This window comes from Marinobacter sp. (assembly GCF_041595835.1).
Classification (GTDB): domain Bacteria; phylum Pseudomonadota; class Gammaproteobacteria; order Pseudomonadales; family Oleiphilaceae; genus Marinobacter.
Genome location: NZ_JBFHJO010000020.1, coordinates 14,956 through 29,502, shown reverse-complemented (window position 1 = coordinate 29,502; position 14,547 = coordinate 14,956). Strand labels below are relative to the sequence as shown.

General features: G+C 52.6%; 15 protein-coding genes. 12 read left to right on the top strand and 3 right to left on the bottom strand.

Translation table 11 applies throughout. The features are described 5' to 3' along the window. The first annotated feature begins 1 nt into the window (after position 1). Positions 2-763, top strand: a complete 762-nt coding sequence (locus ABYA77_RS08705) for a helix-turn-helix domain-containing protein (protein ID WP_372965565.1) — start codon at positions 2-4, stop codon at positions 761-763. Here the strand turns inward: ABYA77_RS08705 and mtnA are convergent. After that, positions 752-1,810, bottom strand: coding sequence for an S-methyl-5-thioribose-1-phosphate isomerase (gene mtnA, locus ABYA77_RS08700; RefSeq protein ID WP_372965564.1), 1,059 nt, complete (start codon positions 1,808-1,810; stop codon positions 752-754). The two genes, ABYA77_RS08705 and mtnA, sit on opposite strands and share 12 nt — an antisense overlap. A 171-nt stretch (positions 1,811-1,981) precedes the next feature. Here mtnA and ABYA77_RS08695 point away from each other — a divergent pair, with 171 nt between their 5' ends. The 8 genes from ABYA77_RS08695 (at position 1,982) to rdgC (ending at position 7,812) form a co-directional block, all read left to right on the top strand. Next, positions 1,982-3,310, top strand: coding sequence for a TRZ/ATZ family hydrolase (locus ABYA77_RS08695; RefSeq protein WP_372965563.1), 1,329 nt, complete (start codon positions 1,982-1,984; stop codon positions 3,308-3,310). A 21-nt stretch (positions 3,311-3,331) separates the two neighbouring features. Further along, complete coding sequence (gene ubiG, locus ABYA77_RS08690) at positions 3,332-4,048, top strand: bifunctional 2-polyprenyl-6-hydroxyphenol methylase/3-demethylubiquinol 3-O-methyltransferase UbiG (RefSeq protein ID WP_372965562.1); 717 nt, start codon at positions 3,332-3,334, stop codon at positions 4,046-4,048. After that, entirely contained in the window at positions 4,038-4,703 is a 666-nt protein-coding gene (locus ABYA77_RS08685) for an HAD-IA family hydrolase (protein WP_372965561.1), read from the top strand. Before ubiG ends, ABYA77_RS08685 begins: the two co-directional genes overlap by 11 nt. A 63-nt stretch (positions 4,704-4,766) precedes the next feature. Then, positions 4,767-5,519: a YciK family oxidoreductase gene (locus ABYA77_RS08680; protein WP_372965560.1), complete on the top strand. Its 753-nt coding sequence runs from the start codon at positions 4,767-4,769 to the stop codon at positions 5,517-5,519. Further along, the gene (locus ABYA77_RS08675; protein WP_372965559.1) at positions 5,519-5,752 is read left to right on the top strand and encodes a glutaredoxin family protein; all 234 of its coding nucleotides are present in this window, start codon (positions 5,519-5,521) and stop codon (positions 5,750-5,752) included. The genes ABYA77_RS08680 and ABYA77_RS08675 overlap by 1 nt, the downstream gene beginning before the upstream one ends. A gap of 12 nt (positions 5,753-5,764) precedes the next feature. Beyond that, complete coding sequence (gene yaaA / locus ABYA77_RS08670) at positions 5,765-6,538, top strand: peroxide stress protein YaaA (protein ID WP_372965558.1); 774 nt, start codon at positions 5,765-5,767, stop codon at positions 6,536-6,538. A 51-nt stretch (positions 6,539-6,589) separates the two neighbouring features. Further along, positions 6,590-6,790, top strand: a complete 201-nt coding sequence (locus ABYA77_RS08665) for a DUF2788 domain-containing protein (protein WP_372965557.1) — start codon at positions 6,590-6,592, stop codon at positions 6,788-6,790. Between the two features lie 95 nt (positions 6,791-6,885). Further along, entirely contained in the window at positions 6,886-7,812 is a 927-nt protein-coding gene (gene rdgC, locus ABYA77_RS08660; protein ID WP_372965556.1) for a recombination-associated protein RdgC, read from the top strand. 20 nt (positions 7,813-7,832) lie between these two features. On the opposite strand, the gene ABYA77_RS08655 is transcribed toward rdgC, so the two are convergent. Beyond that, on the bottom strand, positions 7,833-10,577 hold the full coding sequence (locus ABYA77_RS08655) for a GNAT family N-acetyltransferase (protein ID WP_372965555.1): 2,745 nt from the start codon (positions 10,575-10,577) through the stop codon (positions 7,833-7,835). Between the two features lie 205 nt (positions 10,578-10,782). Between ABYA77_RS08655 and ABYA77_RS08650 the strand changes: the two genes are divergently transcribed. Further along, positions 10,783-11,709: a histone deacetylase family protein gene (locus tag ABYA77_RS08650; RefSeq protein ID WP_372965554.1), complete on the top strand. Its 927-nt coding sequence runs from the start codon at positions 10,783-10,785 to the stop codon at positions 11,707-11,709. A 13-nt stretch (positions 11,710-11,722) separates the two neighbouring features. Here the strand turns inward: ABYA77_RS08650 and ABYA77_RS08645 are convergent, their stop codons facing one another. Next, positions 11,723-12,649, bottom strand: coding sequence for an OmpA family protein (locus ABYA77_RS08645; protein ID WP_372965553.1), 927 nt, complete (start codon positions 12,647-12,649; stop codon positions 11,723-11,725). Positions 12,650-12,802: 153 nt separating this feature from the next. Between ABYA77_RS08645 and pyrC the strand changes: the two genes are divergently transcribed. Beyond that, positions 12,803-13,834: a dihydroorotase gene (gene pyrC / locus ABYA77_RS08640; RefSeq protein WP_372965552.1), complete on the top strand. Its 1,032-nt coding sequence runs from the start codon at positions 12,803-12,805 to the stop codon at positions 13,832-13,834. Positions 13,835-13,871: 37 nt separating this feature from the next. Beyond that, positions 13,872-14,528 (top strand): ribonuclease T, encoded by a 657-nt coding sequence (rnt, locus tag ABYA77_RS08635; protein ID WP_372965551.1) that lies wholly within the window; start codon positions 13,872-13,874, stop codon positions 14,526-14,528. Positions 14,529-14,547: the final 19 nt, after the last annotated feature.

The following is a 14,547-nucleotide window of genomic DNA, read 5'->3' as shown; positions in this document are numbered from 1 at the left end:
CATGACCCGGCATGCCTCTCCCGGAACTCAAGGCGACAGTCTGAAAAAAGCTCAGGCGTTCCAGGACATGCTGCTGGACGCCCTGCACGCCATGCGTTCTATGGAGGAAGCGGAAGGCATAGCCACTACGGAAAATCGCAATAAAACACCGGAAGGGATTCTGGATCGTATTGTCGGGTTTACCGGTTCGGCCCTGAGATTCGGAGCCAAAGCTACTGACACCTCGCTCAGAGTCGGGCGAGCGCTCGTTAACTCACAGGATCAACTCAGGGCCATGCTGACCGCTGGCCAATCTCTCAAGGACATCCGAGAAGTGGCCGGGCTCACGCTTTCAGAAATGAGCGAGGCCCTGAACCTGAAAGACAAATCCCTGCTTGAAGCCATTGAAAACGGCACCGCCACCCTATCCTTCGAGCTGATTCTCAGATTTGCCGCACTCATAGCCAGAAACGACCCGATTCCCTTCATCATGCGCACCACCCGGAACTACAACCCGGAAGTCTGGCAAATCCTGAACGACTGGGGGATAGGCCGGATACCCCTGCAATTCGAACGGGAACGGGAGTTCATCAATATATTCCGCCGCCACGACGATGCCCGAAACCTTTCTGACGAAGGGTTCAGGAAAGTCCTGGAATTTACCCGAAACAGCTTTGAAATGTCGATGCACTTTATCGAACAGCAAGAAATAGAAATGGCAGAACTGAAAGCCAGCCTTCACACGCAGGATTCAGAAGAGCCAGCCCCCCCTTCAGGCAAATAACGCCCTCATTCCGGCGAGATCAGGTTTCCTCACGGCACCTTTTTCAGTAACAATGGCATCAATCAAGCCTGCCGGCGTAACATCAAACACTGGATTAAACACATCCACTCCTGCAGGTGCCAGAGGTATACCCCGAATTTCACGAACCTCCGTTCCTTCACGCTCTTCAATCGGAATTTCCGTACCAGATACCAGGGCCATATCCACCGTACTGGACGGAGCCACCACCATGAACCCCACATTATGGTAACGGGCCAATACCGCCAGACTGTATGTACCAATTTTGTTGGCAACATCACCATTAGCTGTAATCCGGTCAGCTCCTACGAGCACCCATTTCACCTTACCACTGGCCAAAATGGCTGCTGCTGCACCATCCGCATTAAGCGTGACGGGAATATTATCCTGCATAAGCTCCCAGGCGGTCAGGCGGCTACCCTGCAACCAAGGCCGGGTTTCATCGGCATACACCCTGTCCAGCAACTGGCGCTCATGGAGGCGACGAATCACGCCTAAAGCCGTACCATAACCACCCGTTGCGAGTGCGCCCGTATTACAGTGGGTTAACACACCAATAGCTTGCTGCGGGTTCATCACATCCAGTGCGTGATCCGCCATAGCTAAGTTGGCAGCCAAGTCTTCCTCATGTATCAACACCGCCTCAGCAGCCAACAGCTCAACAGCCTCACCCGGCGACGCGCAAGTCAGGAAAGTCTGTTCCATCCGCTGAAGCGCCCAAAACAAATTAACCGCGGTTGGCCGGGATTGTGCCAACTCATCAATGGCTAGCCTGACCGCAGCCTTCCAGTTACTGTTGCCACGGGCATTGTAAGCCGCCAGGGCAACCCCATAAGCCGCACTGATGCCGATGGCCGGAGCGCCACGAACCACCATATCAGCAATACACTGAGCAACAGCGGAGGCATCTGCTGCGGTGACCCAGTGTTCGCCAGCAGGAAGCAAGCGCTGATCCAAAAGCTCTAACCTGTCGCCATGCCAGCGCATAGCTACAGCCCCCATCGATCGTTGGTCGGTAGAAATTGCCATACACAGCTCCATTTGCAGCCCAGAAAAGGCGCAGTATAGCGTTTTACCTGCAGGTTTATACCTCCACTGGCTCAGTTGCCGGGGTAGTTCTACCGGTGGTGGCTCGCTATACTTGCCAGTTGAAATTTCCGGCACGCAGACTCCGTGCCCCCAACCCTCCAAGGCAGGTTAATGACGGCAAACACCATCACAGCAGCCGACACCCGGATTAACGCCCGCTGGCTAATTCCCGTTGAACCTTTTGGCGTCGTTCTGGAACACCAGGCCGTCATTCTTCAGGGCAGCCGCATAGCGGCGGTTTTACCCCAAACGGATGCAGACCAGAAATACCGTACCCGGGAAACAATTAACCTCCAACAGCATGTCGTATTGCCAGGCCTGATCAACCTGCACGGTCACACTGCCATGTCCCTATTCCGTGGAATGGCCGACGATCTGCCATTGATGACCTGGCTGAACGAACATATCTGGCCTGCCGAGGGCAAGTTTGTGTCCGGGCAGTTTGTTCTGGATGGTTCCAAACTGGCTATGGCTGAAATGCTGCGCACTGGCACCACAACCTTCTCTGATATGTACTTCTTTCCCGAGGTCACGGCTCAGGCCGCTCACGACATTGGTATGCGTGCACAGATCTGCTTTCCACTTATCGATATGCCAACCGTTTGGGGCTCCGGCCCGGATGAATACTTGGCTAAAGGCACTGACCTCATTGCGCAGTGGCGCAAAGATAGCTACATCATGCCGGCGATAGGCCCTCATGCGCCCTATACCGTGTCTGACCAGCCCCTGAAGGCTGCTGTAGCGCTATCAGAAAAAACCGGTGCAGCTATCCAGATTCACTTGCATGAAACTGCTTTCGAGGTAGAAGAAGCACTGAAAGTATCAGGCCAACGCCCGGTTGCCCGCATGGCTGACTTGGGCGTGCTGGGCAGCAACAGCCAGTACGTTCACATGACTCAGATTAACGAAGCCGATGTAGAGCTTCTGAACCAAGCCGGCGGGCACATTGTTCACTGCCCTGAATCCAACCTTAAATTAGCCAGCGGCCTGTGCCCTGTTCAAAAGCTCATCGACAGCGGAATGAATGTCACCATCGGTACCGATGGCGCAGCCAGCAATAACGACCTGGACCTGTTCGGTGAACTGAAATCGGCCGCCATGGTCGCTAAGGTGGTAGCCGAAGACGCCACAGCACTGTCGGCCCATAAGGCTATTGAAATGGCGACCATGAATGGCGCCCGGGCACTGGGCCGTGAACATGAACTGGGCTCACTCATTGCCGGCAAGTTGGCAGACCTCATCGCAGTCGACCTGAGTGATCCGTTCCTGCAGCCCGTCTATGACCCAGCCTCGCATCTGGTTTACAGCAATCACGGGCGAGCAGTCAGCCACAGCTGGATTCACGGCGTACCACAGTTACAGGATGGCCGGTTGACCCGAATTGATGTGCCGGACCTGATGATTCGGGTTCAAGACTGGCAAAAACACATTCTCAGTTAATTTTTCAAACCAGGTGCAAGCATGAGCAACCAGAACGTAGACCACAAAGAGATTGCCAAGTTTGAGGCACTGGCCAGCCGATGGTGGGACCCAACCAGTGAATTCAAACCACTTCACGACATTAACCCCCTGCGTCTGAACTTCATTGACGAACGGGTTTCCCTTGCCGGAAAGCGGGTTCTCGATGTGGGCTGCGGCGGTGGTCTGTTATCTGAAGGCATGGCCCGGCGTGGTGCCCACGTAACCGGCATCGATATGGGCGAAGCTCCTTTGAATGTGGCCCGGCTACATGGCCTGGAGTCTGGCGTAAAAGTGGATTACCGACAGACCACAATTGAAGAACTGGCACGTGATCCGGAACACGCAGGCCAATATGATGCCGTAACCTGCCTGGAAATGCTTGAACATGTACCAGATCCGGCGTCCATCATTAAGGCCTGCGCCGCCATGCTTCGTCCCGGCGGACACATGTTTGTCTCAACCATCAACCGAAACCCCAAATCATTCCTGTTTGCTATTGTGGGTGCGGAATACATCATGAACATGCTGCCTAAGGGCACTCACGAGTGGAAGAAATTCATTCGCCCTTCAGAAATGTCGGACCACTTGCGCCATGCAGGCCTTGAAATCCAGGAACTTACCGGCATGACTTATAACCCCATCACCAAAAGCTATAAGCTCGGTCGTGATGTGGATGTAAACTACCTGATGCATGCCCGGGATATTCGTGAAAACTAAAGCCAAACCCTCTGCGGTTCTGTTTGATTTAGATGGCACGCTGATTGATACAGCTCCAGACTTCATTCGCTGTCTGAACCAGCTTCGGCAACAACACAACCTTGAACCTCTGGCACCGGAACACATCCGGCGCTCCGTTTCCAATGGTGCCAGGGCTATGGTGCGACTGGGGTTCAACCTGGAACCCGAACAAGATGGTTATTTACATAAGCACACCGCATTTTTAGATCTTTATGAAGCAGGCATTGCGGAAGAAACAACGCTATTTGAAGGCATGGATACGTTGCTTCGTGACCTGGAAGCCAAAAAAATCCCGTGGGGCATTGTTACCAATAAACCCGTTCGTTTTGCGGCCCCTCTTATTACAGCCCTGGGGTTAGAGAAGCGCTGTGCAACTCTGATCTGCCCAGACCATGTGACCAACCGAAAACCCCACCCAGAACCACTGTTTCTGGCCTGCAAAGAGATCAATGCTGAGCCCGGGCGGGCAATCTATGTTGGGGATCACGAGCGCGACATCGAAGCAGGCCGCAAGGCAGGTATGTACACCATCGCTGTACGCTATGGCTATATCGAACAGCCCGAAACGGTTGATCTGTGGCAAGCCGATACCATCGCAGACACCGTCAGCGACTTGGCAAAGCTGTTACAATAATGCCCAAATATTTCATCACTGGCCGCAACCGGCCGGAAACAGCCCTGAATACGGAGACAGGTTATGCATGATTACCAGGCTCCCGCCGATCTGTTAAAAGACCGCATTGTCATGGTAACCGGAGCGGGCAGCGGTATTGGTCGTGCTGCTGCAAAAGCCTATGCCGCCCACGGCGCTACTGTAATTCTGGTGGGTCGTACTTTGGCCCGGCTAGAAGAAGTTTATGATGAGATCGAAGCTGCAGGGCATCCCCAGCCGGCATTGGTCCCCATGAACTTCGAAGGCGCGGCAATGAAAGACTATGAAGAACTGGCCATGACCATCGAAGAAAACTTTGGGCGCCTGGATGGGCTGCTTCATAATGCTGGCATTCTTGGATCCCGCAGCCCTGTTGAGCTGTATGATCCGGAAACCTGGAACAAAGTCATGCAGGTGAATGCCACAGCACCATTCTTGCTTAGCAAAGCCATGATTCCACTGCTGCGCCAATCCGACAGTGCTTCGATGATTTTCACCTCATCAGGTGTTGGGCGCCAGGCCCGAGCCTACTGGGGCGCTTATGCGGTTTCCAAATTCGCGATTGAAGGTCTGGCTCAGTTGCTGGCCGATGAGCTGGACGACGAACGCAATAACATCCGTGTAAACAGCCTGAACCCAGGAGCTACCCGCACGGGCATGAGAGTGTTGGCCTACCCTGCTGAAGATCCCAAGAAAAACCCAGACCCTGAGCAGTTGATGCCGGTTTACCTTTACCTGATGGGGAAAGATAGCCAGGGCGTTAATGGTCAACAAATAGATGCGCAGCCCAAAAAATAATGACACTGATCTTTTACACCACCTCTAACTGTCACCTGTGCGAGCTGGCCGAGGCACTTTTGGTCAGCACGCCCATGCCGGAGCCAGTCCCGGTTGATGTGGTCGACATTGCCCAGTCAGAAGATCTGGTGAAGCGCTATGGCACCCGTATTCCAGTGCTGCGCCGGCAAGATACAGGCACAGAACTGGGCTGGCCTTTTACCCAAGCCCAGTTACTGACGTTTTTGCAATGAGGGTTCGCTGACATGCTGATGATCATTTCTCCCGCCAAGACTCTGGACTACGAAAGCCCACTGGCAACGGAAACCTACACCCAGCCAGATTATCTGGAGGATGCCTGCGAGCTGATTGATCAGCTCAAGGAACTGGAACCACATCAGGTGAGCAACCTGATGCGCATCAGCGACAAGCTTGGCCAGTTGAACGCCGAGCGCTTCCGCACCTGGCATACCCCATTCACCCTGGAAAACGCCCGCCAGGCTATCCTGGCGTTTAAGGGTGATGTGTACACGGGCCTGGATGCAGGCAGTTTCAGTGAGGATGATTTCAGCTTTGCCCAGGAGCATCTACGCATGCTATCAGGCCTTTATGGCTTGCTGAAACCGTTAGACCTGATGCAGCCGTACCGACTCGAAATGGGTACCAGATTTGAGAACAAGCGAGGAAAAGATCTCTATACATTCTGGGGCAACAAGCTGACCAAAGATCTTAATAAGCTCCTCGCAGCCGACGATCGGGTTCTGGTTAATCTGGCCTCAAACGAATACTTCAAAAGTGTCCAGAAAAAGAACATCGACGGCCGCTTGGTGACCCCCCAATTCAAAGACTGGAAAAACGGTCAGTACAAGATGATCAGCTTCTATGCCAAGAAAGCCCGGGGCCTGATGTGCCGTTATGCCATTCAGAACCGTATCACTCAGGTAGATGATCTCAGAGGCTTCGATCTGGATGGATATTACTTCAGCGAAGAACAATCCGATAAGAACAACTGGGTCTTCCTGCGGGACGGACAACAGTAACGACACTTTCTCTTTTCTCATCAGTACATTTCAGTTAATACCGGAGCAGTCATGAACGAAGCCGTTTTTTCCCAGATCGCCATGATGGTGTTTCTAACGGGCCTTATTATCTGGATGGGTTTTATTGTCTGGGATCTTGCCAAAAAGTCACAGGCCGGAACCTTTGGCACCATTACCTTGTTTATCGTATTGGGAGCAGGCGTTGCCGGCTTTATTTTTAAAACCGTGCTGGTGGAATTTATGCACATCTGAACATGCCCATCCGGTCACTTTACGGCTGCGCCCCGTAGCCGTATGATCGCTTCCCTTCTTGAAAAGCCCTGACAAATACAGCAAGGACAAACCCCATGTGGTTTCGTAACGCCCGAGTTTTCCGTTTTACCAAACCGTTCGACATTACAGCCGAAGCCCTTGAAGAAAAACTGAAAGCCGACGCTTTCAAGCCCTGCGGCCCTCAAGAAACCATGCGCCAGGGTTGGGTGCCTCCACTAGGTAAACACGGTGAACTGCTGGTACACAGTGCCAATGGATACCACCTGATTGCCCTGCGCAAAGAAGAGAAGATTCTGCCTGGCCCCGTTGTAAAAGAGGCCGTAGAAGAACGCGCAGAAGCGATCGAACTGGAACAGAGCCGGAAAATCCGTCGTAAAGAAAAAGACGAAATCAAAGAACAGGTCATGCTGGAAATGCTACCGAAAGCGTTTTCCCGGAATCGCCGCTGCTACGCATATCTGGCCCCCCAGGACGGCATAATGGTGGTGGATGCTGGTTCGGCGAAACAAGCTGAAGACCTGGCCTCTACTCTACGTAAAACTCTCGGATCTTTACCGGTACGCCCACCGGCAGTTGAACAGGCGCCGGCATTTACATTCACCGGTTGGCTGAATGAAACCATCGATCATCCGGCAACGATTGAGCTGGGTAATGAGTGTGAGTTGAAAGACCCATCGGAGGATGGTGGCGTTGTGCGCTGCAAAGGGCTGGACCTGAAAGCCGACGAAATCCGAAATCACCTGGAAACAGGCATGCAAGTCACGAAGCTTTCAATGACCTGGGATAACAACGTCCATTTCGTTTTGGATGAAGAGCTAGGCATACGCCGCCTGAAGTTTGGCGAAACCCTGCAAGAGCAGTTAGACGACGTGGATGTTGACGACGCCGTGGCCAAATTCGATGCTGCCTTCGCCATTATGACTCTGGAATTGTCCCGAATGATTCCGGGGCTGCTGGAAGCACTCGGGGGCGAAGACCGTTCTGCCATTGTCGAAGAATGATTTGAAGTTGACGGGGGCTGTTAATGCCCCCGTTTTTTCAGCCTTTCTTTCTGCCAGTCTTTTTCTGGCTCATTAAGTACCAACCGCAGGTCCATCACCTCTTCCTCCGGGTTGAACTTAATTTCGAAGCCCAGGTGCTCTGCCAAACTGAGCATTGGCCTGTTTTCAGGCAATACATTACCGACCATTTCCATGGTTCCTCGAGCGCGGCAGTACTCAATGATCTTCTGCATCAGAGCAACGCCCAGGCCCTCACCTTTCATGCGGTCATCCACCATCACCGCAAATTCACTGCGAAGATTATCGGCGTCTGTCCAGATTCGGACGGTTCCAAGTGTTTCCTCGCCACTCCCATCTTCTTTGGGCGCGTTGGCAATAAACACCATCTCCCTGTCGTAGTCGATCTGCACCATCTGAGCGACGTCTTCCCGTGAAAAGTTCTTACGGTACTGAAAGAAGCGGTACCGGATAGACTCCGGAGACTGGTGTTCATGGAATGCTCTGTGTGCCGGCTCATCCTCCGCAAGCACTGGCCGGATAATAACTCTGCGTCCCGACTTAGGCAGCACAATCCACTCTTCGAGTTCTCGAGGATAAGCCTGAATAATCGGGCGACTGGGCTTGTCATCCAGATCAATGGCAATATTCACTGCCACAGCTCCTTGCTCGTTGAACAACAAGGGGGAGATTTCCAAGCCACGAATTTCGGGAATATCAATCACAATCTGCGACAATTTCACCAGCGTTTCTGAAACCGCTCGAATGTCCTCTTGCGGTTTCAGGCTATGTTCCTTCAGCAGTTTGTACATATAGGTCCGACGCAGCAACTCACGCGCCAACACCATATTCAAGGGCGGCAAGGCAATCTGACGGTCCGTCATAATGTTAATCTGAGCCCCCGCCGCACCGCACACTACCAAGGGGCCGAACACTTCATCTCTGGTGATACCAACACTGAACTCAATTCCACCTACGTGTTGATATGAGTGCTGCATACCAAAGCCCAGGAACCCACTGTTCGGGAAATGCTCCTGATATTCCTCAATCAGGAAACGACAACCATCAATAATGGCCTGTTCGCTATTCAGATTTTTTATTGTCCCCTTATAGCGACGCTGAGTCGGCGTGAGCTCAAGAAATGGATAACAGATCTGTTCATGGACCACCGTAATATCAATTGACCTGCGTTCAACCGAAAACATCTCAAGAACTTCCTCAACGTCATCGCAGTACACGGTTTCAATCGCCGCAATACCATAATCACGAATGACCTGACGGGCCTCCCGGCTGGAAAGATGCTTGCGGCCATCCCGCAACGCTTTAGTCACTAAGGAACGAGTGTTAGCCCGGTCGGCAAAATGATCGGTGAAGGATTCAGGGGTTTCCGTCAACAGCCTTTGCACCCGCTGGTGCTTTACGTGCTGCATAAACGCCATAACCGCCTTTTCCGGATTAAAGAAAGATGGCAAACCTGCCCGGTAGAACTCTTCCCGGGAATCCATCACCGTGCTCTGCCCCAACCAACAGGTAAAGATATTCAGGCGTGTCCCCTTGGATGCCTGCACCACCGCATCCGCGATCTGAAGACTGTCCTGAACAAGCGTTGGTGCATACATCACCAATATATTCGCAACATTCGGATCTTTTGCCAGAATTTTTATTGCTTTGCCATACAGCTCAGGTGAAGCGTCATAGTTCAAATCAATCGGGTTTTTTCGGGTCCAGTACGGCGGTAACAATTTCGCGAGTTCTGTAATAGAACTTTCTGACAAATCTGCCAGCTCACCACCCAGGTCCGCCAAACGGTCAACCGCCAACACCCCAGGGCCAACACCGTTCGCCATAATCGCCAACGACTCACGTCGCAAAGGCCGCATTCGCGTCAGCGTTTCGAGGGCATCAAACATCTGCCCCAGGCCATCTACCCGCAACACCCCCGCCCTTTGCAGCATGGCGTCATATACCGGATCACTGTGACTGATGCCCGCAGGAAGGCGATGCGGAATCCACTCCGATTCCGGTACTCGTCCGGACTTAACGGCAATGACCGGTTTGGTTCTGGATGCCACACGCACCGCCGACATAAATCGGCGGGGGTTGGGGATGCTCTCAATATGTAAAATGATGGCACGGGTATGGGGATCTTGAGCAAGATAATCAATCAGGTCGTCGTGATCGATGTCCATGCCATCGCCCAACGTCAAGAAGTAGGAGAAGCCGACACCCCGGGCAAAAGCCCAGTCCAACACCGAATCAGCAATCGTACCTGACTGCCCCACAAACGCTACACGCCCGGGAATTGCCCCCATATGGGCATAGGTAGCATTCAGGTGCCGCGCCGGAACCATCAAGCCAATCGTGTTAGGCCCTAAAACACGGATACCGGTCTCTCTGGCGGCATCACGCACGGAATACATTAGCGGCTGCCCGGTTTTACTATGGGTACGAGACATGCCGCCAGTCATAACGATAGCAGTCCTGACTCCCCACTCCCCGAGCTTCCGAATCATCTTGGGAACCGTTTCGGGGGGAGTACAGATAATGGCAAGATCAGGACGAAAATCCAGTTGCGACACTTTAGCGACACAATCCACACCATGGACATTATCGTAATCGTGCTGGTTAACAACCACCATCCGACCGGGAAAAGTACCACCCAGCAGGTTACGCAATACCATACCGCCCAAGTTGTCTGCTCGTTCGGATGCACCGATCACAGCAATGGATTCAGGGTTAAACAGACTTTCCAGATAACGGGTACTCAAGTGAACTCTCCCTGAACATGGCGACGGTAACTTAGTTAAGAATCTCAATAAAACAGGTTACTTATCAATGTATACCTTATCTTAGATGGCTATTCCCTGATGTAAATCGACTATCTTGTTTATTAGACCAAAGAAATACCCATCTTACGGGCATCCTTGTTAGTATGAGATTGATAACAATCAGACTCAGGTTCAGACACTAAGTATGACCACTGCATTTTTCTCCCACAATGACTGCCTGAAACACAACATGGGGCCGGAGCATCCTGAGAGCCCTCAGCGTATTTCAAGCATTTTGGCGTACCTTGCAGATACCAATCTGCAACAGGAACTAGACTGGATACGCCCGGACGAAATTACCCGTGATCAGCTACTGACCGTACATCCTGAATCTTATTTACACCAACTTGACCTGATGCAGCCCACCCATGGCCGCGTGTTTACCGACCCGGACACCGCAATGATGCCCGATACACTGCGCGCCGCAAAACTGGCCGCTGGAGGCAACATTCAAGCCGTTGATATGGTGATGAGCAGCCAGGTTACTAACGCATTTGTCTGCGCTCGCCCCCCTGGGCATCATGCCGAGCGGACAAAATCCATGGGATTCTGTTTTTATAACAACATCGCCCTGGCAGCCATACGAGCTCTCAGTTTCCATCAACTTGAACGCGTAGCCATCGTTGATTTTGATGTTCATCAGGGTAACGGAACAGTGGATATTGTCAGCGGAGACGAGCGCATCCTGATGTGTTCAAGTTTCCAGCACCCGCTTTTTCCCCACAGCCATGTGCACCGCCAGGCAGAAAACATCATCAATGCCCCGATGGAAGCAAACTGCTCATCCACAGATTACCGGAAGAGAGTAGAAGCCGTATGGCTGAAAAAGCTCCAGGACTTCAAGCCACAATTGGTGCTGATTTCTGCGGGTTTTGATGGCCACAAACTGGATCCGATGGCTGAACTGAATCTCGAAACAGCAGACTATCGCTGGCTGACAGAAATGCTGGTGAGCGTCGCTCACGATCATGCCAACGACCGGATTATTTCAACGCTGGAAGGTGGCTACCACCTGAAAGCCCTGGCTGAAAGTGTCGCGGCACATCTAGAGGTATTGAACGCCGTCTATTAAAGTAAGACCGCGGTCACCCCGAGAAATCGCCGCCCATCCCGTTTGCCTGCTGCAATTCAGGGCGTTCGCCTTCTCGCTGCAATCGAATGGTTGTTCTTCGGTTATCTGCATTACGGCGAGATACCGGAAACTGTTCTCCGTGGCTACGCACAATCAGCAAACTTTCATCGATACCCCGAGCCTTCAAATAGTCGGCCACAACGGCAGCCCGCTCCTCAGACAACGCCCGATTATCAATACGATTTCCAACGCTATCAGAGTGACCATCCACAAGAATACGCTCCACAGTAGAATCCGCCATCACATAAGCCACAATATTATCCAGCTGAACTCTGTCGGCGGCTGAAAGCCTGGCACTACCACTTGCAAATGGCACTCTGGAGCGGCGAATCTGGTCATAATTAACCGGCAGCAAACCGGCAACGCATTGCTGATAACCGGAATATGGACCAGAGAAATTCACGTTCGACAAATGCACCCTGACGGGCCTGTTGCCATAGCGCGCGACCCGGGTAAGCGTTGGCTGCATGCCTTGCAGAAGCCCTTGGGCCATCAGGGCTGCTTCTCGATTCCCCACACTCACCGAACGACGACCATCAGTAACATTGACCGTTCCAACCGGCGTGGGTGCGACTCCCGGACGCCAAGCCGGAGCTTCAACCACAAGATGCCCTTTACCCGGTCGCATCAATGAAACTGAAGACTCAAGATAAAACGCAAGATCTTCGCCGGCCCGGTGGCTGAAGACGGCACGGCCATACCCTGGCACCTCATGCACAAGCGAGCACTCAAATACCGATTCAGAAAGATACCACTGACTGTTTTCTATCCCTGCACCATAGCTGGATGCCACGGCAGGCGAGACAGAAGCCCATAACAGCAGTGCAGTCGCCAAAGGTGCAACACCCAATCCTGTAGATCTGCGTTCGAACCTAACCATAGAAACGCCCTGGTATCCGTTAAACATTCAGTCCATAGGATATCGGCAGGCCAAAGCATTACTTGAGCCACACAACAAATTCAGATTGAAAACATTCAGCCTGACCTTCTGGTATAATTTGCGAAATTTTTATGGCCTCCTTGCAAATATCCCATGACCAGAGAACTAACCATCACCCGCCCTGACGACTGGCACCTCCACGTACGCGATGGTGCTGTGCTAAATAGCGTCGTACCTGCCACAGCCGCCTGTTTCCGCCGCGCAATCATCATGCCGAACCTGGTGCCGCCGGTCACAGATGCAGCCACTGCCAAGGCCTATCAAGAGCGCATCCGTGCAGCTGCACCAGGAACTGACTTCAAGCCACTGATGGTGCTGTATCTCACCGAAAGCACCACACCGGAAATCATCCTTGAGGCCAAAGCTGCGGGTGTTGTGGCCGCAAAACTCTACCCTGCGGGAGCTACCACCAACTCTGCCTCAGGCGTGACGGATATTCGTAACATCTATCCTGCACTGGAAACTATGGCGAGTTGCGGCATGCTCCTTCTGGTACACGGAGAAGTGACCGATGCGGATATCGACATTTTTGACCGGGAACAGGTATTTCTTGAACGAGTACTTACGCCAACACTTGATACCTTCCCCAACCTGAAGGTGGTCCTGGAACACATCACTACGGCGGAGTCTGCTGAGTTTGTGCGCAGTCACTCCGGTGATAATCTAGCTGCAACGCTCACACCACAGCATCTGATGTACAACCGTAATCATATGCTGGTCGGGGGCGTGCGCCCTCACCTATACTGTCTGCCAATTCTCAAGCGAAACAGACACCAACAAGCTCTGCGTGAAGTCGTGGCCAGTGGTGATCCCAGATTCTTCCTGGGTACCGATTCAGCCCCTCACGCTATAGATAAGAAAGAAGCAGCCTGTGGTTGTGCTGGCTGCTACTCAGCATACGGTGCCATAAGCCTGTACGCTGACATCTTTGAAGAATTGGGCATTCTGGACAAACTGGAAGCCTTCGCCAGCTTCAATGGCGCTGATTTCTACGGCTTACCCAGAAACACCGACACCATTACACTGGTTCGCGAGCCTTGGGTCATGCCGGAACAGCTGCCCTTGGCCGATGGAACTATCGTGCCACTGAAAGCCGGTGAAACCATTAACTGGCGCATGGCATAATCACTTTTTATTTACCAACACGAACATTGGAGTTCGAGTGTCTGACGAAAACAAACCGCTTCACCCTATGTCTCAGCGCTTTCGTGGCTTTCTACCCGTTGTAGTAGATGTCGAAACTGCAGGCTTCAACCCGGAAAGAGATGCTCTTCTGGAAATCGCAGCAGTGATGCTGACCATGGATGAAAATGGCTTCATCCACCGAGGCGAAACCCACCTTCAGCAAATAGACCCCTTCGAGGGAGCTAACCTCGAACAGTCTGCCCTGGATTTCACTGGTATTGACCCCTGGGATCCTGAACGGGAAGCGGTACCAGAGCGCGAAGGTCTGAGCGAAATTTTCTCCCCCATCCGAAAAGCGGTAAAAGCCTTCGACTGCAAAAGAGCGGTCCTGGTCGGCCATAACGCCACTTTTGATCACAACTTTGTGTTCGCTGCGGCCATGCGAGCCGACATCAAACGCAATCCTTTCCATCCTTTTTCTACCTTCGATACTGCCACTCTGGCCGGCCTGGCATACGGGCACACGGTCCTGGCTCAAGCCTGTAAACTGGCCGGTATTCCGTTTGATAACAAGGAAGCCCATTCCGCAGCTTACGATGCAGAGAAAACTGCCGATCTGTTCTGCGGTATTGTTAATCGCTGGCAAGAGCTGGGCGGTTTTCCTCCGCCTCCGGTCGCAAACAGCGTCGACTGATTGCTAATGTAGTTTTCTG